22 protein-coding genes are annotated in these 22,792 nt (G+C 36.4%); 2 read left to right on the plus strand and 20 right to left on the minus strand.

Translation table 11 applies throughout. From position 1 onward, the window contains the following. Positions 1–107: 107 nt before the first annotated feature. The 17 genes from BTOYO_RS07020 to BTOYO_RS07100 all read right to left on the minus strand — a co-directional run bounded on the left by BTOYO_RS07020 (position 108) and on the right by BTOYO_RS07100 (position 17,878). Positions 108–668, minus strand: a complete 561-nt coding sequence (locus BTOYO_RS07020; protein ID WP_001146537.1) for a L,D-transpeptidase — start codon at positions 666–668, stop codon at positions 108–110. Positions 669–684: 16 nt separating this feature from the next. Continuing rightward, positions 685–1,653 carry an aromatic acid exporter family protein gene (locus tag BTOYO_RS07025; protein ID WP_000472694.1) on the minus strand — a complete coding sequence of 323 codons (969 nt, stop codon included), beginning with the start codon at positions 1,651–1,653 and terminating at the stop codon, positions 685–687. A gap of 100 nt (positions 1,654–1,753) precedes the next feature. Beyond that, on the minus strand, positions 1,754–2,476 hold the full coding sequence (locus BTOYO_RS07030) for an amino acid ABC transporter ATP-binding protein (protein WP_000590222.1): 723 nt from the start codon (positions 2,474–2,476) through the stop codon (positions 1,754–1,756). Continuing rightward, the gene (locus BTOYO_RS07035; RefSeq protein WP_001046918.1) at positions 2,469–3,128 is read right to left on the minus strand and encodes an amino acid ABC transporter permease; all 660 of its coding nucleotides are present in this window, start codon (positions 3,126–3,128) and stop codon (positions 2,469–2,471) included. Before BTOYO_RS07035 ends, BTOYO_RS07030 begins: the two co-directional genes overlap by 8 nt. A gap of 36 nt (positions 3,129–3,164) precedes the next feature. Next, positions 3,165–3,944, minus strand: coding sequence for a transporter substrate-binding domain-containing protein (locus BTOYO_RS07040; RefSeq protein ID WP_000735464.1), 780 nt, complete (start codon positions 3,942–3,944; stop codon positions 3,165–3,167). Between the two features lie 250 nt (positions 3,945–4,194). Beyond that, on the minus strand, positions 4,195–4,608 hold the full coding sequence (locus BTOYO_RS07045) for a BrxA/BrxB family bacilliredoxin (protein ID WP_001979317.1): 414 nt from the start codon (positions 4,606–4,608) through the stop codon (positions 4,195–4,197). Between the two features lie 144 nt (positions 4,609–4,752). After that, positions 4,753–5,211 carry an NUDIX hydrolase gene (locus tag BTOYO_RS07050; RefSeq protein ID WP_000542538.1) on the minus strand — a complete coding sequence of 153 codons (459 nt, stop codon included), beginning with the start codon at positions 5,209–5,211 and terminating at the stop codon, positions 4,753–4,755. A gap of 70 nt (positions 5,212–5,281) precedes the next feature. Continuing rightward, on the minus strand, positions 5,282–5,986 hold the full coding sequence (locus BTOYO_RS07055; RefSeq protein ID WP_000550952.1) for a DUF421 domain-containing protein: 705 nt from the start codon (positions 5,984–5,986) through the stop codon (positions 5,282–5,284). A gap of 98 nt (positions 5,987–6,084) precedes the next feature. Further along, positions 6,085–7,263 (minus strand): FtsW/RodA/SpoVE family cell cycle protein, encoded by a 1,179-nt coding sequence (locus tag BTOYO_RS07060; protein ID WP_000831187.1) that lies wholly within the window; start codon positions 7,261–7,263, stop codon positions 6,085–6,087. Between the two features lie 340 nt (positions 7,264–7,603). Continuing rightward, on the minus strand, positions 7,604–8,917 hold the full coding sequence (locus BTOYO_RS07065) for a dihydrolipoamide acetyltransferase family protein (RefSeq protein ID WP_000257669.1): 1,314 nt from the start codon (positions 8,915–8,917) through the stop codon (positions 7,604–7,606). 15 nt (positions 8,918–8,932) lie between these two features. Continuing rightward, positions 8,933–9,916, minus strand: coding sequence for a 3-methyl-2-oxobutanoate dehydrogenase subunit beta (bfmBAB, locus tag BTOYO_RS07070; RefSeq protein ID WP_000290072.1), 984 nt, complete (start codon positions 9,914–9,916; stop codon positions 8,933–8,935). A gap of 13 nt (positions 9,917–9,929) precedes the next feature. After that, positions 9,930–10,931 carry a 3-methyl-2-oxobutanoate dehydrogenase subunit alpha gene (gene bfmBAA / locus BTOYO_RS07075; protein ID WP_000852549.1) on the minus strand — a complete coding sequence of 334 codons (1,002 nt, stop codon included), beginning with the start codon at positions 10,929–10,931 and terminating at the stop codon, positions 9,930–9,932. Between the two features lie 27 nt (positions 10,932–10,958). Further along, on the minus strand, positions 10,959–12,380 hold the full coding sequence (gene lpdA, locus BTOYO_RS07080) for a dihydrolipoyl dehydrogenase (RefSeq protein WP_000090439.1): 1,422 nt from the start codon (positions 12,378–12,380) through the stop codon (positions 10,959–10,961). Positions 12,381–12,384: 4 nt separating this feature from the next. Next, on the minus strand, positions 12,385–13,488 hold the full coding sequence (buk, locus tag BTOYO_RS07085; protein ID WP_000056190.1) for a butyrate kinase: 1,104 nt from the start codon (positions 13,486–13,488) through the stop codon (positions 12,385–12,387). A gap of 87 nt (positions 13,489–13,575) precedes the next feature. Next, complete coding sequence (locus BTOYO_RS07090; RefSeq protein ID WP_000171363.1) at positions 13,576–14,676, minus strand: leucine dehydrogenase; 1,101 nt, start codon at positions 14,674–14,676, stop codon at positions 13,576–13,578. Between the two features lie 34 nt (positions 14,677–14,710). Next, complete coding sequence (yqiS, locus tag BTOYO_RS07095; protein WP_000763063.1) at positions 14,711–15,610, minus strand: phosphate butyryltransferase; 900 nt, start codon at positions 15,608–15,610, stop codon at positions 14,711–14,713. A gap of 195 nt (positions 15,611–15,805) precedes the next feature. After that, positions 15,806–17,878 (minus strand): sigma-54 interaction domain-containing protein, encoded by a 2,073-nt coding sequence (locus tag BTOYO_RS07100; protein WP_000811004.1) that lies wholly within the window; start codon positions 17,876–17,878, stop codon positions 15,806–15,808. 137 nt (positions 17,879–18,015) lie between these two features. Between BTOYO_RS07100 and BTOYO_RS07105 the strand changes: the two genes are divergently transcribed. Beyond that, on the plus strand, positions 18,016–18,249 hold the full coding sequence (locus BTOYO_RS07105; protein ID WP_001190186.1) for a DUF2627 domain-containing protein: 234 nt from the start codon (positions 18,016–18,018) through the stop codon (positions 18,247–18,249). Positions 18,250–18,342: 93 nt separating this feature from the next. Here the strand turns inward: BTOYO_RS07105 and BTOYO_RS07110 are convergent, their stop codons facing one another. Continuing rightward, positions 18,343–19,077, minus strand: a complete 735-nt coding sequence (locus BTOYO_RS07110) for a glycerophosphodiester phosphodiesterase (RefSeq protein WP_000172599.1) — start codon at positions 19,075–19,077, stop codon at positions 18,343–18,345. Between the two features lie 50 nt (positions 19,078–19,127). On the opposite strand from BTOYO_RS07110, the gene BTOYO_RS07115 reads away from it, so the two are divergent. After that, positions 19,128–19,274, plus strand: a complete 147-nt coding sequence (locus BTOYO_RS07115) for a YycC family protein (RefSeq protein WP_001247671.1) — start codon at positions 19,128–19,130, stop codon at positions 19,272–19,274. A gap of 228 nt (positions 19,275–19,502) precedes the next feature. Here the strand turns inward: BTOYO_RS07115 and BTOYO_RS07120 are convergent, their stop codons facing one another. Together BTOYO_RS07120 and wsfD are read right to left on the minus strand one after the other, a co-directional pair. Then, positions 19,503–20,828 (minus strand): glycosyltransferase family 2 protein, encoded by a 1,326-nt coding sequence (locus tag BTOYO_RS07120; protein WP_000395075.1) that lies wholly within the window; start codon positions 20,826–20,828, stop codon positions 19,503–19,505. A gap of 199 nt (positions 20,829–21,027) precedes the next feature. Beyond that, positions 21,028–22,446 (minus strand): glycan biosynthesis hexose transferase WsfD, encoded by a 1,419-nt coding sequence (gene wsfD / locus BTOYO_RS07125; protein ID WP_001193753.1) that lies wholly within the window; start codon positions 22,444–22,446, stop codon positions 21,028–21,030. Between the last annotated feature and the right edge of the window lie 346 nt (positions 22,447–22,792).

The following is a 22,792-nucleotide window of genomic DNA, read 5'->3' on the forward strand; positions in this document are numbered from 1 at the left end:
ACCCCTTTACCTATTTTTATCCCGCATTAACGGGGAATAACCTCGCACTGATTAAAGTTTCACTTTATCTTTCTATATTTTCATTAACGCATGGTTATGTACACATGTCAAGACAACTTATGATAAAAGAAAAAGCCAACCTTTGCGTTGGCTTTTTCATATGCAATGGCACCTTTTTCTTTTGCCAATTGCTGAAATGTTTTTTTCGACTTCACAATCCACACTTTTGTTCCAATTGGAATGCGATCAAACAAATATTCCACATCGTTTTTCTTCATTCTTATACATCCTTGTGAAATATACTTTCCAATTGAACTTGGTTGGTTTGTTCCATGTATTCCATATTTACTCCCATCAGTTCCTCTTGCATTAAACCCAATCCACCTTGATCCAAGTGGATTTTTTGGTGAACCACCTGGAATATCTTTTGCAATATAGTACGGGTCCTTCGCTTTCATTACAATATCAAAAGTTCCTTCTGGGGTTAATTCATTCGTTTTTCCTGTCGCTACGGGAAAAATCTTTTGAATTTTCCCATCGTCAATGTAAGCTAGTTTATTCGTCGCTTTATTTACAATAATGAAAGGATCTCCGGCACGTGGATTATCACCAAGAGGCCAAATCGGCGATAAAGAAAGACATAATATGAAAGAGAGAAGATACGGCATAAATAATTCCTACCTTCTATATAAGTTCTTTTATATTATCCTTTCCCTTAAAGCGACTTTTAATGAGTAAATATTGCTCCATTTCATATACAAGTTGAACAAGTTTTGCACGTATTTCAAATTCTTCACGTGTGACTGGTAACGGCATTTCTCTAAACAATTCTCTCATTTCTTGAAGCTGCCTTAAGGAAATAACACCTGTACTTTCAGGGCTAATTGCATTCCCAATATTTTCAACAACATCGGCAATCATATCAGCTTGTTCATATGTCCACGATAAAGAGGCTGCCAATGGTATCATTCGCTCTAAAATTTCGAATTGTTGCATGCGCATATTAAAGTAACGATAGTAATAATCATCTTCGCGCATAAATGCATTCTCAAGCTTCTTAAAAGATAAATCTCTTGCTTCATTTAGCATATTCTCGGTTTCAATGAGTTCTGCCCCGCTCCAACTACTTTCTCGATTTCGTAAATACACAACCATTTCAAACAATATCGTTTTAAAATTACTTTCTATTTTATTCCGATACTCTCTTAGCTTATTTTCACTACTTGGCATATACATGTTCACTAATAACGCCACACTAATTCCTATCGTTAATATAGCAATTTCATTTCCAACTATAAGCCATGTAATGTGTTTCAATGAATATAGATGCATAACAATAACTGAACTCGTGACGATGCCTTCTTGAATTTTCAACATAACTGCAGTCGGAATAAATGTAAGTAATAATACGCTAATTGCAAGTGGGGTATAGCCAATTGTTTCAAAAATGCAAAATGCGAATACCATTGATAATACACAAGCTAAAAATCGATGTACCGATACTTGAAGTGATTTACGCTTCGTATTTTGTACACATAATATAACTAAAATACCTGCTGAACTATAAAATTCTAACCCTAATAACTGAGCAATAAAAACTGCCGCTCCTGTCCCTATTGCTGTTTTTACTGTACGGTATCCAATTTTAAACATATCATTACTCCTATATGTATAAACGTATTTACAGTTAGTATAAAAAAAGGATGACACAATGTCATCCTTTTCTACTTATTATTCACATAACCTTTTCATATTACAATATTTTTTGTAAAAATTGTTGCGCACGTTCACTTTTTGGTGCTGCAAAAAATTGTGCTGGCGGACTGTCTTCTACAAGGTTTCCTCCGTCTAAGAAAAGAACGCGATCTGCCACCTCTTTTGCAAATCCCATTTCATGCGTAACAATCGCCATCGTCATTCCTGTCGTCACTAATGATTTCATAACTTCTAGCACTTCTTTCACCATCTCTGGGTCTAGCGCTGATGTTGGTTCATCGAACAGCATAACTTCCGGTTCCATCGCTAAAGCTCTCGCTATCGCTACACGTTGCTTTTGTCCCCCTGAAAGGCGATTCGGATACGTATCTTTTTTATTTAACAAGCCTACTTTTTCTAAAAGTTTCTCGGCTTTCTTTTCAGCCTCTTGTTTCGTTACTCCTTTTACATTGATAGGAGCATACGTAATATTTTCTAATACAGTCATATGAGGGAATAGGTGAAAATGCTGAAATACCATTCCTACATTTTCACGAACGTGCATTATATTCGTTTTCGGATTCGTTACTTCTTCCGTTCCAATCCAAATGCGACCATTTGTCGGTGCTTCTAACACATTCATACAGCGTAAAAATGTTGATTTCCCTGATCCGGACGGTCCGATAATTGCAACTACTTCCCCTTTTTCAATCGTTGTTGTAATGCCTTTTAATACTTCGTTTTTCCCGAATGATTTATGAAGGTTTTCAATTTTAATCACTTTTTTTCATTCTCCCTTCAATTGCCTTCCCGACTAATGTAAGAATAATGACTAGCGTATAGTAGATCAAACCAACAAATAGTAGCGGCTCAAGATATTTAAACGTTTCACCGCCTACAATGTAAGCGCGGCGCATTAAATCCGTCGCACCTATTACTGTGACTACAGCCGACTCTTTCGTAAGCGTCGCAAACTCGTTTACAAGTGCCGGTAATATATTTTTTAAAGCTTGGGGAAAAATAATATTTCGCATCATTTTTCCATATGGAATTCCTAAAGCCATCGCTGCTTCAGTTTGTCCTTTATCAACCGCTTGAATGCCGGCACGGATGACTTCTGACATATATGCACCTGAATTCAAACTAAATGCTAGTACAGCCGCTAAAAAGGCCGGTATCTCATAACCAATTATTTGCGGGACACCAAAATAAATAATCATTAATTGCAATACAAGTGGTGTACCACGGAAAATTGATGTATAAAGATCTGCCGCTATATTTAATGCTCGTATTCTAGCAATCTTACAAAGTGCTAATAACGTTCCTAAAATAAATCCTGCTAAAGCTGATACTGCTACAATTTTCAAAGTAACTTCTAGCCCTTTTAATATATACGGTATCGAAGGCGTAATCGCCGAAAAATCCAAGTTCATTCTTTTCATTCCCTTCACAGAAAAGTGAAAGGCAGCTTATTTTCCGCTGCCAAACCACTTCTTCACTAATTTATCCATTTCTCCGTTTTCTTGCATTTTTTTAATCACTTTATTAAATTCAGCTGTTTTATCACTGTTTTTCGGAAGGGCAATTGCTGCTCCTACTTCTTCTGGCGCTTCTTTAATTTCAATTCCTTGTAAATCTTTCATTTTCTCTAAATAATTTTTCGCTACTGTATCTTCTAAAATCGCCGCATCAAAACGACCCGCTTTAATTTCTTGTACAATTTCTGGTATACGGTCACGTCCCTCAGCTTTGAAATCAACTTGTTTTTTAAATTCCGCCGCCTTCTCTTCTTGAATAGATCCTGTTTGTACCCCTACTTTTTTCCCTTTTAAATCTTCTACTGATTTAATGTTAGAATCCTTTTTAGAAACAATCATGTTTTTCGCAACAAAATATATATCTGTAAAATCTACATTATTTTTACGCTCTGCCGTTGGCGTCATACCTGCCATTACAAAATCAACTTTTCCTGAGCTAAGAGACGCTAATAAACCACCAAAATCCATATCTTTCACTTTCACTTCATACCCAAGTTCTTTTCCGATATACTTTGCAATATCAATGTCAAAGCCAATAATTTCATCACTCTTTGAAGCTTCTACATATTCATAAGGTTTATAGTCTGCTGAAGTTCCCATTACAAGTACTTTCTTATTTCCTTTTTCTTCTTTTACGTCCCCATTACTACACGCACTAAACATACTTACAATTAAAATAAGTGCAAACGATATCGATAATAACTTCTTCATCTTTCTTCCCCCTAATAATGTATATTTAAAAGTTTAATAGAATATTTATTCGATGTTTGTATTGTATCAGCAGTTTTATTTTTATGCAATATATAAAATAAAAATAAATTAAATAACATTAAATAACGCATTCTTAATGCATAAAAAACTGCATAATAAAACAAGACGATGTATATTCCATCGCTTTGTATAATTAATAAAAAAAGGCGGTACACCCACTTAATCGTGGGCGTACCGCCTTTTCACTTATCTATAGTTCTTCACAATTCTCTTCAAAATACGATTGTAATTTCGCAATAACTTGCATCGGTTCATGACCTTCAATTTCATGACGTTCTACCATCGTTACAATTTTTCCATCTTTTAATAAAGCAAATGATGGAGAAGAAGGTGGATACCCTTCAAAATATTCACGAGCTCTTGCTGTTGCTTCTTTATCTTGACCTGCAAACACCGTTACAAGATGGTTAGGACGTTTATCATAATGTACGGAATGCGCAGCAGCAGGGCGAGCAATACCACCTGCACAACCACATACAGAGTTTACCATTACAAGTGTTGTACCATTTCTTTTAAACGCTTCTTCAACTGCTTCTGGTGTCGTTAATTCTGTATATCCAGCAGAAACGATCTCTTCACGCGCTTGACGAACAACATCATTCATAAAAAAGTTAAAATTAATCAATCTTTTCCCTCCTCTAAATCTACCTATTTGTATCTTACCAGTTAATGTTTATGAAATACAAGTAAGTTTACTTGTATTTAAGCATAGAAAAGGTGTTAGAGCTCTTGCTCTAACACCTTTTTGTCATTTTTCCATAATTTTCATATATTCAACAATCATTTTTTTATGCGATCCAACAATATAGTCAGGTAGCTCCGTTACTGGAAAGAATTTAAGCTGAACCGCCTCCTCTTTATTCATAACAAAATGTCCTTCGTATTCATCCGTATAATAAGCTGTCGTTACAGATTGAAATTCATCACCGTTTGCTAATTTTGTAAAGTAGTTCGCTCCAGAAAACACATTGATTAATCGTAAGTTCTTTACTTCTATACCTGTCTCTTCATATACTTCACGGTAAGCTGTTTCTTCTGGTGATTCACCAAGCTCCATGAGCCCGCCAGGCAGCCCCCATTTTCCATACGGTTCTGTTCGTTGTTGCAATAATACATCTCCATGTTCATTTATAACGAGTACAACAGCACCAACTAAAATTAAAGGGCGATGACCAACTATTTTTCGTAATTCTTCTACATATCCCATCGTATCGCCTCCTTTTTCGTTGTCCACACTATTGTATCATATGTATGAAACGACAAAATGCGTATATTTTTCATTTTTTTAACAAAATATTTATTTTATGTGCTTCATCTACTGTAGCTAACATAATAGATTCGACTTCTGTACTCTCCTCTAGAAATTCTCTCGCCCACGCTTCTGTTTTTCCTAATAAAGCAAGAACATCTTTCTGAATCCTCCCATCCTTTACTAATACAAAAGAAACTGGAGATTTTTTTCCCGCCACTTTAAGATCAAGTCGCGAAACTGCTTCATATTCTGGATATCTAAATATAGAAACGACACCGTTCGCTTCCCATAATGCTAATTTGATTGTTTGAATATCGCTCACATTTCGCATACGAAGTTCCGAAAATAAATATTCCACGGTAATTCTCGCTTTTTTCAAATTGCTAAAATCAATGGAACCATTGTGTATAAGAATGATAGGTGCTGGCTCTAAAAAACGTCTCCATCTATCCCATTTCAGCATTAAAACTGAGCTTATAATATGAAGTACAACGAGTATGAACGTTGTAATCATCGAACCGAGTAACCCTACTTTTTCATCAGACAATGCGTTAGAAATATTCCCACCAAGCAATAGCACTAATACAACATCTAAAAAACGAAGTTGTGCGATAGATCTTTGCCCCATCGCTTTCGTAACTAATATTAAAAATACGTATGCTATTATAGCCCGTACAACCCATTCCATATTTGAAAGGTGCCGTGCCCCTTCAAAAATATGCATATGCATCATTCGCACCCCATCTCAAACTGCTAGTCTGTTTTAGTTTGCAACGTTTAAGAGCATATATGTAAAAAAGCTAGTTCGTTTTACACGAACTAGCTTTTTTACTTAACTGAAAACATATATTTTTTATACGTTTTCCGTACCGATAATATGAGACCCATCATAATCATATTCGAGAACAAGGAACTTCCCCCATACGATAAGAAAGGCAATGCAATCCCTTTTACAGGCATTAATCCAACGATCATACCGATGTTTTGGAATATTTGAACCGTTAATATCCCAATTGATCCAGCACATAATAATGTACCGAATAAATTATCAGCAGAATAACCAATAATAATTGTTCTATATAGTAGTAATAGGAACAAGAACACAACTAACGCTGCTACGATAAATCCACCTTCTTCGGCAATTGTAGCGAAAATAAAGTCAGTATGCTTCTCAGGGATATAGACGTTCCCTTCGCCAAATCCTTTCCCTTCCATACCGCCACTACCTACAGCTAAAATCGATTGCTGCGTTTGATAACCTTGATCTGTATGTTCAAATGGATCTAACCAACCTAAAATACGTGATTGTTGGTGAGGTTTTAGTAAAGTAACTAACTTATTAAAGAAGAAATCCTCATACCTTACGTAAATAAATATTAACGTAGTTAATATGGTGACTGGAATAACTGTACATAACGCTATCAATTTCTTCTGAATACCTGACATAAATAAAATACATGCAATGGCAGCAGCATATAAGAACACCATCCCTGTATCCGGTTGGCTATATACAACAGCCATAGGCGGGAGGGATACTAGCACGATTTTACCTACTAATTTTAAGTCCGTTTGGAATGTCCTTGCCATATACTGTGCATTATGTTTCACTGCTATACTTGCTACTACGAGAAGCAATGAAATTTTGAAAAACTCAGACGGCTGAATTTGTCCAACTAGCGGAAATACAAACCATCTTTTTGCACCTAATTTTTCAGGTGTGAAAGTGGAAACTGGTAGTATTTTCAAAAGAATAAGTGAAGCAAATCCAACGATATAAAGTGGCCAAGACAATTTTTGTAATTGATCTAGGTCAATGCTTGCAACAAGCAATAACAATACAACCCCAATTATGTAGTTCAAACCCTGTTTCATCGCAAAGTTTGCCTCTCCATATTGGCCAGTTTGCTGACTGCTATATATAGCAGCTATACTCGTAACACATAGTGCACACAAAATTAAAATTAATTTTACATCTAAACTTTTTAGAAACTCGGTACTTCTTTTCATGACATCCTCCTGAAACATTGTTACAGCAAAATAAAAAACCAGGAGTCAACATTCTTCATGTTTTGACGACTGATTACACATTATCTATAAAACACTTATATAGAATAACTCTCTTTTTCATACAATACAATATATTATACTACAGTTTCGTCAGTAAGATTTGCCAAAAAAATTATTCTTTTCTTATTTTATATCCATATACCATATATCAGCAATGTATTTTCATAAATTCCTAATACATAATCGTTCATTGTAAGATTACTGGGAAAGATATTATACATATAGTAGGTTGTAGATGAAGAAATAAGATGATAAAAAGCTCGCATAAGCGAGCTTTTTATTAATATACAGATGTATTATTTTCTGACGTATTTTCTAAAATTTCTTTTACACGTCCTAAGAACTTACCACAAATTAAGCCATCTAGTACACGGTGATCAAGTGATAAACATAAGTTAACCATGTCACGAGCACCGAACATACCGTTATCCATAATTACTGGGCGTTTTACAATTGATTCAACTTGTAAAATAGCCGCTTGAGGGTAATTAATAATACCCATAGATTGAACAGAACCAAATGATCCTGTGTTATTAATTGTAAATGTTCCACCTTGCATTTCGTCCGCTTTTAACGATTTCGTACGTACTTTTCCTGCAAGCTCTGTAATTTCACGAGCGATACCTTTAATCGTCTTCTCATCCGCGTGTTTAATTACTGGTACAAATAGTTCTTCCTCTGTTGCAACAGCGATAGAAAGGTTAATATCTTTCTTCTGAACGATTTTATCGCCAGCCCACATAGAATTGATTTGAGGATACTCTTTTAACGCTTGTGCTACTGCTTTTACGAAGAAAGCAAAGAACGTTAAGTTAAAGCCTTCGCGCTTCTTAAAGTCACCTTTAATTGAATTACGGTATGACACAAGGTTTGTCACATCTACTTCAATCATCATCCAAGCGTGTGGCGCCTCATGTTTACTACGTAACATATTCGCTGCAATTGCTTTACGCACACCTGTTACTGGAATTTCGATATCGCCAGGCATTGTCGGTACAGAAACTGGTTTCGCAGCTTCTACTTTTTGCGCTACTGGCGCTGCTTTTGATGCTTCTGGGCGCGCTTCTACTACTGCTACAGCTTCCTCTTTTTTCGCACCTACTTGCGGAATGTTTCCAGATTCCACTAGTTTTAAAATATCTTTACGAGTGATACGACCATTTGCTCCCGTACCTTCTACTAAATCTAAATCAACGTTATGCTCGCCCGCAAGTTTTAATACCGCTGGTGAAAAACGTGGTTTTCCATCAGTTGGTTGTTTTACTTTCGGCGCTTTTTCAGGCGTAGTTACTTCTGCCTTTGGTTCTTCTTTTGTTTTTTCTTCTACAGCTGTTGCTGCTACTTCATCCGCGCCTTCTACTTGAATGACACAAACTACTTCACCTACAGCTAACGTATCACCTTCACCAGCGATTAACTCTTTCACAATACCAGTGAAAGAAGATGGTACTTCTGCATTTACTTTGTCAGTCATTACTTCTGCAAGCGGATCATACTTATTTACGTGATCGCCAACATTAACGAGCCATTTACTAATTGTGCCCTCTGTAACGCTCTCCCCGAGCTGAGGCATTGTAATATTTTCTACAGCCATGTATAGTCCCCCCGATTAAAATTCCGCAAGTTCACGCATTGCTTTTTCAACTTTATCTGGATTTACCATAAAGAATTTTTCCATTGTTGGTGCATATGGCATTGCTGGAACATCTGGGCCTGCAAGACGTGCAACTGGTGCATCTAAATCAAACAGACAATTTTCAGCGATAATTGCCGCCACTTCACTCATAATGCTTCCTTCTTTATTATCTTCTGTTACAAGAAGAACTTTACCTGTTTTAGAAGCAGCTTCTATGATTGCTTCTTTATCTAATGGATACACAGTACGTAAATCAAGAATGTGTGCAGAAATGCCATCTTGCGCTAACTTCTCAGCTGCTTGAAGAGCAAAGTGAACACATAATCCGTAAGTGATAACAGTAATATCATCACCTTCACGTTTTACATCTGCTTTTCCGATTGGTAATACGTAGTCATCTTCTGGCACTTCACCTTTAATTAAGCGATAGGCACGCTTATGCTCAAAGAATAGTACCGGATCTTCATCACGAATTGCAGCTTTTAATAAGCCTTTTGCATCATATGGTGTAGAAGGGATAACAATTTTTAAACCTGGTTGGTTTGCAAACATCGCTTCTACAGATTGTGAATGATACAATGCACCGTGAACACCCCCGCCAAATGGCGCACGAATTGTAACTGGACAAGTCCAATCGTTGTTAGAACGATAACGAATTTTTGCTGCCTCAGAAACAATTTGGTTTACTGCTGGCATGATGAAATCAGCAAACTGCATTTCAGCGATTGGGCGCATACCATACATTGCCGCACCAATTGCTACCCCAGCAATTGCAGATTCTGCAAGCGGTGCATCAAGTGCACGATCTTCACCAAATTGATCATATAAACCGTGTGTCGCTTTAAACACGCCACCTTTTTTACCAACATCTTCTCCTAAAACGAATACTTTCTCATCGCGTTCCATTTCTTCGCGCATTGCTAATGTAATAGCATCAATATAAGACATTACAGCCATGAAACGTTCCCCCCTATTCTGCGTATACGTGCTTCAATGCATCTTCAGGTGCTGCATACGGAGCATTTTCTGCATATTCTGTTGCTTCATTTACGATATGCATAATTTCGTCTAACATTTGTTTTTCAAATTCCTCAGTTAACACGCCAGCTTCTTTTAAATAAGCTGCAAATGTTATAATTGAATCTTTTTTCTTTGCTTCTTCTACTTCTTCTTTATCACGATAAACACGATCATCATCGTCACTAGAATGTGCTGTTAAACGATATGATACTGTTTCAATTAAAGTTGGACCTTCACCACGTCGGCCGCGGTCTGCTGCTTCTTTTACAGCTTTATATACTGCAAGCGGATCGTTTCCGTCTATTGTATATCCAGGCATACCGTAACCAATTGCACGATCTGATACGTTTTTACATGCTAATTGTTTTTCAACCGGAATAGAGATTGCATATTTGTTATTTTCACACATGAAAATAACAGGTAGTTTGTGTACACCAGCAAAGTTTGCCCCTTCATGGAAGTCACCTTGGTTTGAAGAACCTTCTCCAAATGTAACGAACGTTACTAAATCTTTCTTCTCCATTTTTCCAGCTAACGCAATACCAACTGCATGTGGTACTTGTGTTGTTACTGGAGATGAACCTGTCACAATACGATTTTTCTTTTGACCGAAGTGACCAGGCATTTGACGACCACCAGAGTTTGGATCTCCAGCTTTCGCGAAAGCTGACAACATAAGCTCTTTAGCTGTCATACCAAACGCTAGTACAACACCCATATCACGGTAGTATGGTAATGCATAATCTTTCTCCCTATCAAGAGCGAACGCTGCTCCAACTTGCGCAGCCTCTTGTCCTTGACAAGAAATTACGAATGGAATTTTACCTGCACGGTTTAATAACCACATACGTTCGTCAATTTTACGTGCAAGTAACATCGTACGGAACATTTCTAATACTTGCTCATCACTTAAGCCAAGCTCTTCATGGCGCTTTTCTTTTACTTCTGCCATTTTTCATAACCTCCTAAATCCACATTTTTATGCGTGTAACGCTCTTCCATCTACAGCAAGTGCTGCTTCACCAATCGCCTCAGATAATGATGGATGCGGATGAATTGTATGTGCTACTTCCCAAGGTGTTGCATCAAGTACTCTTGCAAGACCAGCTTCAGAAATCATATCTGTTACGTGTGGTCCAATCATATGAACACCAAGAATGTCATTTGTTTCCTCATCAACTACAAGCTTTACAAAACCATCAGATTCTCCGTATACAAGCGCTTTTCCAATTGCGCGGAATGAGAACTTACCTACTTTTAACTTATAGCCTTTTTCTTTCGCTTCTTGTTCTGTTAAACCGACAGAAGCAACTTCTGGACTGCTATATACGCATTTTGATACCATAGAGTAATCAATTGGCGTAACTTCTTTCCCTGCAATATGTTCTACTGCAACAATTCCTTCGTGAGAAGCAACGTGAGCAAGTTGTAAGCCACCGATTACATCTCCAATTGCGTAAATATGAGATTCTTTCGTTTGATAAAACTCATTTGTTTGAATGTATCCTTTTTCCACAACGATATCCGTATTCTCTAAACCAATATTTTGCGTATTGGCTTGTCTTCCTACAGATACAAGCATTTTTTCTGCTTTAAATTCTTTATTCTCACCGTTGTGTTCAGCTTGAATTGTTACTCCATTATCTTTTACCAATGTTTCTGGTAATACTTTTGCACCAGTCACCACTTTAATACCTTTTTTCTTGAACAGACGTTGCATTTCTTTTGAAACGTCCTGATCTTCTAGTGGTAAAATCGTTTTCGCATACTCTAACACTGTAACTTCTACACCGAAGTCAGCAAGCATAGATGCCCACTCAATACCAATTACACCGCCACCAACGATAATGATCGAACTAGGAAGCGTTTCCATTTTTAGGGCATGATCTGAAGACATTACATACTCTCCGTCTAACTCTAAACCTGGTAATGAATTTGGACGAGAACCCGTTGCAACAAGTACATTTTTTGGAATTAACATTTCATTCTCTTCTCCACTTGCAAGTTCAACTGAAATTGTCCCTGGCATCGGAGAAAAAATAGACGGGCCAAGAATACGACCAATACCTTCAAACACATCAATTTTACCTTGTTTCATTAAATGTTGAACACCTTTATGAAGCTGCGTTACAATCTTCTCTTTACGCTCTTGTACTTTTGCAAAGTTTAGTTCTACATTACTTGCAATAACTCCGAACTCTTCGCTTTTTTTAGCAGTTGCGTATACTTCCGCACTACGTAAAAGAGCTTTACTAGGAATACATCCTTTATGCAAACAAGTACCACCAAGATTTTCTTTTTCAACAAGTGCTGTTTTTAATCCTAGTTGTGATGCGCGAATTGCAGCAACATATCCACCTGTACCGCCGCCAACGATGACTAAATCATATTCTCTTGCCATTATCTCAACCCCTAGCTACTGTTTGTTTTTCTCTTACCACATACTCTTTCGGCGCTTCTTCTTCACGTAATACACGAAGTGCTCCTTCTGCTAACGCTTCTAACTCATCTTCCCCTGGATGTACGATAACATCTGCAATCCAATCCACTCGTTCTTTTATTTCATCAACAAGTATTTTACTGTATGCAAGTCCACCAGTTAATACGATTGCATCGATTTTTCCGTGAAGTACAGCACTAGCTCCGCCAATCTCTTTCGCAACTTGATATGCCATTGCTTTATAAATAAGAGTTGCTTCAGGATCGCCTTTTTCAACCATTTGTTCTACTTTAATTGCATCATTTGTACCGATAAGACTTACAAGTCCACCTTGTCCGACAAGTTTTTTAACCATTTCGTCTCGGTAATACTCACCAGAGAAACACATCTCAACTAATTGTCCTACTGGTACTGTACCAGCACGCTCTGGACTAAATGGTCCTTCTCCGTTTAAGCCATTATTAACATCGATAACTTTTCCTTTTTTATGAGCACCAACTGTAATACCGCCGCCCATATGTGTAACTAATAAATTTAAATCCTCGTATTTGTGGTTTAATTCTACAGCCACTTTACGAGCAACTGCTTTTTGGTTTAATGCATGGAAAATACTTTTACGTTCCATACCAGCAATACCGCTTATACGAGCAATCGGTTCCATTTCATCTACAACGACAGGATCCACAATGAATGCTGGAATATTTAATCCAGAAGCGATTTCATATGCTAAAATGCCTCCAAGATTCGAAGCGTGATGACCGCTAAATCCATTTTTCAAATCTTCTAACATTGCATCGTTTACTGTGTATGTTCCGCCTTCTATTGGACGAAGTAATCCACCACGCCCACAAACAGCGTTCAATTTTGAAATGTTAATACCGTGAGAATGTAAAACTTCTAATATTGTTTCTTTTCGAAACTCATATTGGTCGATAATTCGTTTATATTTCCCAATCTTTTCTTCATCATGACGAATTGTTTCTTCTAAAACAGGTCTTTCATTATCAAAAACACCAATTTTTGTGGATGTACTACCCGGGTTAATAACAAGAATTCGATTTAAGGACAATGTTGCTACCTCCACTAATAAATTCAAAAGGACGTGGAAACCTCATAAGAGGTAACCACACCTTTTGTAAAAGTTATATATGAATGATTAGCGACGGCTAATAATGTCGTGACCGTTGCGTAAGTATGTGCTACGAGAGTTTTTCAAGCTTGCAATGCGCTCTTCAGCTAAACGATCTGCTGCTACATAAGTTGCTATGCCATCGCGTTTTGAAATTTCGATTACTTTTGCAATTGTGTCATAAATTGACTCAACACGTTTTAGCGCACGTTCTCTATTATATCCATATAATTCGTCTGCTACGTTAATTACGCCACCTGCATTAATTACATAGTCTGGTGCGTATACAATACCCATTTCGTGAATGATGTCGCCGTGACGATCTTCTTTTAATTGGTTATTTGCAGAACCCGCGATTACTTTTGCTTTAAGTTGTGGAATAGTTTCATCATTAACTGTTGCGCCTAATGCACATGGTGCGTAAATATCACATTCAACACCGTAAATTTCATTTGGCTCAACTGCTGTTGCACCGAATTCTTCTACTGCACGTTGTACAGCTTCTTTATTAATATCTGTAACAATTAATTTTGCTCCTTCAGCGTGTAAATGTTTGCATAGATGATATGCTACGTTACCAACACCTTGAACAGAAATTACTTTTCCTTCTAGATTATCTGTACCGAACGCTTCTTTCGCAGCTGCTTTCATACCACGGTATACACCATATGCAGTTACTGGAGATGGGTTTCCAGAAGAACCGAATGAAGGTGAAATACCTGTTACAAAGTCAGTTTCTTCATGGATAATATCCATATCATCTACTGTAGTACCAACATCTTCAGCTGTAATGTAACGTCCGTTTAATCCTTGAATATAGCGTCCTAATGCACGGAACATCGCTTCACTCTTATCTTTACGTGGGTCACCGATAATTACTGTTTTCGCTCCACCTAGGTTTAAACCAGCTGCTGCGTTTTTATATGTCATCCCTTTTGCAAGACGCAATGCATCTTCAATCGCCGCTTCTTCAGAATCATATGTCCACATTCTTGTTCCACCAAGAGCCGGTCCAAGTGTTGTATCATGAATTGCAATAATTGCTTTTAAACCTGATTCTTTATCTTGACAAAATACTACTTGCTCATAATCATATTTTTCTAAGTATTCGAAGATTTCTAATGTCATTGTCGTTTCCCCCTAATGTTTTACCCTTTTTGGTTTATTTTGAAGCAGTCGTAACTGCCAATGCTAATGAATATACTTTTGTTTCTGCTGAATCAGCACGAGATGTTAAAACTATCGGTGCTTTTGCGCCAGCAATCATCGCTCCTACTTTTGCATCTGCAAAGTAAACGAGTGATTTATAGAGCACATTTCCAGCTTCAATCGTTGGGACGAGTAAAATGTCTGCCTTACCTGCTACATCACTTACTATGCCTTTATGCTCTGCTGCGATTTGTGATACTGCATTATCTAAAGCAAGTGGTCCATCAACGATACAATTTTTAATTTGTCCGCGGCGATTCATTTGTGTTAACATCGCTGCATCAATTGTCGCCTGCATCGCTGGATTCACAACCTCTACTGCTGCAATTGGTGCCACTTTTGGCAACTCGATTCCTATTGCCCGGGCAACTTCTACAGTATTTTGTATAATAGCAGTTTTTTGTGTTACATCAGGTGCGATGTTCATCGCTGCATCTGTAACGAAAATAAGACGATCGTAATTTGGAACTTCAAATGCTGCTACATGTGAAAGCACGCTACCTTTACGTAACCCCCACTCTTTATTTAACACAGCCTTTAAAATATTCGCTGTTGGGATGTTGCCCTTCATAAGCACATCTGCTTCACCGTTTCTCACAGATTTAACAGAAAGCTCTGCAGCCTCAGCACTTGACGCTGCTGCAATCACTTCAATGTGGTCTGAAGTTTGTAAACCATGTTCTTGTAGCATCCCCATTATTTTTTCTTGATTTCCATATAGACGAAATTGAGCTAGCTGTAATTTAATCGCTTTCGCTACAGCTTCAATTACTTCATGATCTTCAGCTACTGCTACAGCTACAGTTTTTTTAGGCTGTCCTGCTGCTTGATCAATTAAGTGTTCTAACTTCATATTTTGTAATCAACCCTTTCCGTCGTCCCTCGTTTATTTATAAAGCAAATACCGTGCCAACTTTTTAAAGTGGTCTTACCAATAATGAAAACGCATTCAAAATGCAGTAAAATCAATACTTTGCAAAATAACGAAACATTCTGTCTTAATTTGTCGCTTTTTATATACCATGCAATAAATTGCACGGTACGCAATTTATTGCATGCTATTTTTTGCACACTCATACTTTTCTAGCTTGTAATATAGATTTCGAACTGAAATTCCTAATGCTTTTGCAGTTTTCGTTTTATTCCCATCAAATTTCTCTAGATATCCACGAATAATATTCCCTTCAAACTCTGTCACTAAATGTTCAAGTGGCTTTTCTTCTAATTCAGGTAATAAGTTATTTTGAGCTAACTCCGCCTGCTCTTCTTTATGCAAAGGGGGTAAATGCTGTACATCAATATATATCTCGTTATAATTCATAAAGATAATCGCTCGTCCTAAAATATTTTCAAGTTCCCTTACATTCCCTGGCCATTCATATGATTGTAGATAGGAAATAGCCGAATCAGTGAGCCCCTCTACATTCCGACCATAATCTTGGTTTATTTTTTGTATCAATCGTTCAGCAATTGCCGGTATATCTCCTTTTCGCTGACGAAGAGACGGAATTTGAATTGGAATTTTATTTAATCGATAATATAAATCCTCTCTAAACTCTCCTTCTAGAATAGCCTTTTCTAAATTCACATGTGTCGCTGCAATTACCCGAACATTAATAGGTATCGCTTTCGTTCCACCAACTTTTACAATTTCTTTTTCTTGCAACACGCGAAGGAGTTTCGCTTGCGTATTTGCAGACAACTCACCTATTTCATCTAAAAAGATACTACCGTTATTCGCTTCCTCAAAGAATCCGCGTTTCCCCCCTCTTTTCGCTCCAGAAAACGCACCCTCCTCATAACCGAATAATTCACTTTCTAACAACGTCTCCGAAATCGCCGCACAGTTTACACGGACGAACTTATTATATTTTCGATTACTTCCATTATGGATCGCATGTGCAAATAATTCTTTACCCGTCCCAGATTCTCCGCGTAACAATACTGTTGCCGGTGTATTCGCCCCAAGTTTCGCCTGCTCGATAGCTGCAGTTGTTTCATCTGAATTTCCGACAATATCATCAAATGAATATTTTGCTTCTAATGTACGAATAATCTGTCTCGCTCTATTCAACTCATTTGTTAACTTTTGAATTTCTGATACGTCACGAATTACACCGACGCTTCCTTTTAATATCCCATCAACAATAACGGGTGCTACGTTTACAATTACATCGCGCTTCTTTTGCCCAATCTTCATATGTATTCCGCGTACCGCCCTACGCGTTCGAAGTACTTTCATATGCATACTTTCACCTTCTACAATATCAGTTGTAGCCGGTTGTCCAAGAATATCTTCTTCTGTTAAACCCGTTAACTTCGTATAAGCAGGGTTTATAACTAATCCTCTTCCTTTCTCATCGACAACCGAAATTGCTTCTTCAGATGAGTTGATAATTGCCTCGAGTAACGTTTGAATTTCTTTTAAATCTGTAACTTCTTCCGCTAAATCTACAACTTCTGTAATATCTTTAAAAATCGCAAATGCCCCTTGAACCTCTCCTCCTTCTTTTAATATTGGAATACGTGTTGTAATAATTTTCTTTTCATTTTCTAACGTCAGTTCATAATTTACTTCTATTTGTTTCGTACGTATAATGCGAAGCAGCTTACTAGTTGGAATAACTTCTAAAATATATTTCCCTATCGCGTCTTCTTTTTTATATCCGATAATACGCTCTGCACTTTTATTAAAAAGACGGACTTGTCCCTCTTTATCAATTACAATCATACCGTCATGTGTAGAATTTAAAATTAATTCTCCTTGTTGCGTCTGTTCCTCTAACTGTCCAATTAAACCTTCCTTCTCATGCGCTAATTTTGTAACAATTTTCGCAATATCACCTGGAATGAGAAGAGTATCTTTATGCTTTTTCTCTAGTAAAACTTTATGTAAACCATCGTCACCTGTCATATCAAATATGACATCGATATGCATAGAAAGAAACGGAGTTACACTCTCTCCAATCACAATCCCATTTTCCTTAGCAATTTGTAATCCTTGCGCAGTCGGATTTATATCAATAACTCCTATAATTTGAAATATATTCGAACTTTGTAACAGATTCAGCAGTGTACTTCCACCTTCACCTGCACCAACAATTAAAACCTTTTGTTTCATACATTACACTTCCTCTCGAAGTATCTCTGCAAAATTTTTCACACCTTTATCTTACTCGCTCAGCCCCCTCTTGACAAACCCCCTTCTCATATAACATCATTGGAATATACTAAATAATCTGAAAAGGAGCGTTATGTATGCAGCGTTACCTTGCTCTATTATTAGCACTCATCCCTATTTCATTAGCTGTATTCGGCATTAAGTTAATGAGAGATACTGTGTTTGGGATTTTATTCCCCCCAATTTCTATACTATGGTTACAGTTTTTTATTGGCGCTCTCTGCTTCGCACTCGGGTTTTACATCTTTGGTGGCTTCGTCTTACACCGAGACCGTAAACGCAATAAAGTTCAAGCTCGCTTTAGAAGATAAAGTAAAACTTTAATCACTAGGGTTTTGTCCATTTCTAACTGATGATGAGTCCTACAACAAAGAGCTTGATAAATAAAAAATGAGACCTTTATATTAGGTCTCATTTTTTATCGGCAATAAAGTTCTTGCTGTTTCAGGATAATCGGTAATAATCGCCGAAATATTCATATCAAAATATTTACGCATAAGAGTTTCTTCATTTATTGTATAGGGGCGAACCTCTACACCACTTTCCATTGTTAGTATAGCTATGGCATCTTGAAGGTAACGATAATTAGGATGTACTGCTGTTGCGCCCATTTTTTTTGCATATGCCCACGGACTATGCAAACCTTCACGATATAAAATAGCTGTTTGAATATCCGGAGCCATCATATGACATTTTTTCATACTGTAGTGATTAAACGAAGAAAATACAACACGATCTTCTAGACTAAACTTACGTACAAGTGTTATAACCTCTTCTTCTAAACCTCTATATGGGATTTTATTATTTTTAAATTCAATATTGAGTAGCAATTTCGTTTTGGCGAGCCATTCTAATACTTCTTCTAGAAGAGGTATTTTACAAAAACCTACTTTATCACCGAATTTATAACTCGCATCCAACTTACATAAATCCTCATATAAATAATTTCGAACTGCACCTTTTCCATTTGTTGTCCGATCCACTGTTTCATCATGAATGACGACAACCTTTCCATCTTTCGTTAGTTGAACATCAAGCTCAATTCCGTCCGCTCTAAAAGCCTCCGCCGCTTCAAATGAAACCATTGTATTTTCCGGATACGTTCCCGCTGCACCACGATGTGCAAATATAAGAGTCATCCTCACTCCCCCAATCTTATGCTATACTATACGAAAAAGGAGGTACTTCTATGAGACCATTACAAATTTCTCCAGACACTGCAGTTCGCTTATCAAAAGCATTAGGTGTGCCGCTCGAACAGCTCATGCATATGCCACAACACATTTTAATTCAAAAGCTAGTTGAATTAGAAAAACAAAATAAAGACGAAGAATAATATGGTCCTGTTTTGCAGGACTTTTTAATTTATCCTTACTACATATACTATCACAAGTACATCTTCCATACAGTGAAACTTCCACCAGATAAGTTATCTTGTCTTATTCTCCTACTGATCCCACAACTAATCGCTTTCTTACAAGCATTCTTTGAACAAAAAAATGAAAGAGCGTTGCCTCATGGCACCGCTCTTTCATTTCTCTATTGGAAATATATTAAACCTTTATCATTTATCCACTTTATGATTTATCGTTGTCTTATTATGCTCTGTTTTCACCCATGTATGTTGTTGCTTCCATTTAATTAGACCAACAATTTGAGCATAAACAAACGTATATGCGTAATAAAAGATAGAAAAACTCATTTGGATAAGTTTATACTTTCTATTTGTATCTACCTTAACTGCATAATACATACAAACAACAAATTGATACAGGAATAATATTAAAGAAAGAATACTCGCACCTAAAATCATCGCAACTAAACGTTTCCCTATTGCAGGGATATCTTGATATGATTGCGTCGCAACAACATATCCTAAAGCAATTAAAATACCTATCAAGGTTATTGTCATTTGAACTGCACGAGTCATTCCGAATAGATAAAACAACTGGTCAATAATTCTTATTTTCCCTTTTTCAGTAAACAGTTTTTTTACCATAGGTTTAAAGTTTGTAAATGCAACATACCAATGCCCTTGAGACCAACGCGTACGTTGTTTAATACTAATTTTAAAGTTATCTGGTTTTTCATCGTATACTCGAACAAAGTGATTCCATAATACTCTTCCATTATCTTTAACAATTTCCATCTCTAATTCTAAATCCTCTGTTAGCGAATCAAAACGGAAACCACCATGTTTCATTAAGTACTCCATTTTAACAATGAACCCAGTTCCACCAATAGCATTCGGTAATCCCAGACGATATTTTGCCAGCTGGAAGAAACGATTTGTTAAGTAATAGCTCATAGCATAACCAAGCGATAAATTAGTCGCTGAGTTTTTTGAATCTAAATAAATTTGAATCGCTTCTGGCTTATCTTTAGCAATGTACTGTGAATTTAACTCTTGTAAAACATTCGAATCGACATGATTATCAGCATCTAAAATCATTAAACAGTCATATTTTTCAGTCAGTTTATCAAATCCTAAATGACGTAACGCATATTGTAAACCTGCTGGTTTCCCTACGCCTTCACGAGGAAATAGCTGTTCACTTGTATTAACATATTTCATTCCCTTTTCTTCACAAATAGCACCTGTTCTATCCGTACTATTATCATTTACAACATAAATATCATACAAATCATCTCGGTATTGAATTTTTCTTAAATTATCAATAGTTGAACCAATTACTTTCTCTTCATTATGTGCTGCAACTAATATTAAAAACTTTGTCTTATCTTCAATTATTTCATAATCACGTTTCGCTTTACCAAATCCAAAAAAGGAAATGATTACATAGTATACCGTATTAATATTAACATATACTGTAATGATAAAAAACAATGCTAATAACACGGTAACTACTTTTCCGCTCAAAAATTCCATGTCCATCCTCCTAAAATCTTTCCAATATACACCATTATAGACTCTTAAATAATAATAATCTAGTTCGTTTCGTATTTCAAATAGTTTTTCTTACATAACGATGAAGATTAGTATCGTAAATAATCATAAAATACAGTGGAATTTTAGTCAGCTTTTTTTATCTATCTCCACTGACTATTATCCTCTATTAATTAAGCTTTTATTGTAATCTACCTTTCGCTAACCACCAAATCCCACTTACTAACATTACGTCTAAGCAAACTGTAAATAAAAATAAATGTTTAGCGAAATCCCCTTCTCCACTTCCAACAAATGGGACCACATAAGAAATCATGCCAATTATAGCTACCGCTGTAAATATGTCAGGAATAAGCCGCTCACTATGCGTCTTAGCTCTTCTGTATTCTAGCAAAATTCCTAGTCCATATAAAACGTATAAAAGAACAATCCATATGAATCCATTTGGATGATATTGCTCTTTCACATGACTCCATAAAGAAAATGTCTCCACTTGAGTAGCGGGAACTGGATTATCTTTTTTCTCATAATTACCAAGAAAAGCAACCCCATCAACGGACGGTCGGATAGTCCAAGCATATTCAGCTGTTGCCTCTAGTTTACTCCAAAATCTTTGTGGATGCGTCAAATAAAATTTGGCGATATCAGGGAATTTTATTTTATTATATAATTCTTTGTGCAATCTCGGGTCTTCCTGTGGTATCGCTGCATTAGACCAAAAATGAGTTCCTGCATTTACAGCAAGTTCTGGATCAACTCCAAGATCACGTAAATCTTGTTCTGGGTTTGGAGAATCTTTAAGAACCCCATAAAATACTGTTTGATATATATTAATTTTATCAATCCAGGCAGGTGAGCTTTTATAACAAATGAAAGATAAAATTAAAAGTAATGCCGTCATTGATACAATTACACTTCTCCATACTTTATCCTTGCGTATAAACCATAGTCTAATAGTAAGTAATGCTGCTATAAATCCTGCTGGTGTATACTGCGTTTTAGAACAAGCTAGCATTATTGCTGATATATAAAACAAAATAACTAACCAAATAGACGGATGTTTCTGACGCGCAAGTTGTATTCCTAATGCAATTGTTAAAAATAGAAACACATACGTTACAGCTTCACCATACATAGAATTAAAATATAGTATGTATCCAATATCTGCAAAAACAACAATTGTTAACGTTACAAGAAAACCATTCACGATTTTATTATTCGTTTTATTCAGTTTGACAATTAGATATAGTGCTAGAAGAAAAATCATAATATATTCGACCGCTAGAACTCGTATATCAAACCAAGGTCCTGGTAATATTTTACCAATCCATAAAGCTGGAACCATGAGAAACAACTGCGAAGAAACATAATCACCTGCAGCTGGATTCACATAAGCATATAAATGATGGATAAATGAAAAGTATTTATCTACCCTCGCTTCATTTGGATCTGGATAAGCCAATCCAATTTGAATCATAATACGTTCAAAGTCACCATTGTCAGCGAGACCAACAATAGGCTTAATAAGTAATAAACCAATCATTACTATTGCCGCAACAACAACTGCTATAACTTCCCATTTTAACCACTTTGTCTGCATTTTTTATCTCCTTTATATGCATGCCATTACGTCATCGTTTTTTGCCAGACAAACATGCAACTAGCATTATCCTTCCAGCTCTTTTTAAGTGTAAATTACAACCTATTTTGTCATATTTTTTAAAAAAGAATCTAGAAATACGAAAGCTTATAGTAAATATACCTCTTTATTTACTATAGCTTTCACAATATAAAAATCAACAAAATTTTACATCATCTACCTTAAACTGTCAATTGTTAATCTGATCTTTCAACATAATATTTTATTTATTAATTTAAATATTAGCTTCTTTCAGCAATAAAAAATTCAATTGGCCTCTTATTAGGACGTCGTTCGCACTAATAAG

The organism is Bacillus toyonensis BCT-7112 (assembly GCF_000496285.1).
Classification (GTDB): domain Bacteria; phylum Bacillota; class Bacilli; order Bacillales; family Bacillaceae_G; genus Bacillus_A; species Bacillus_A toyonensis.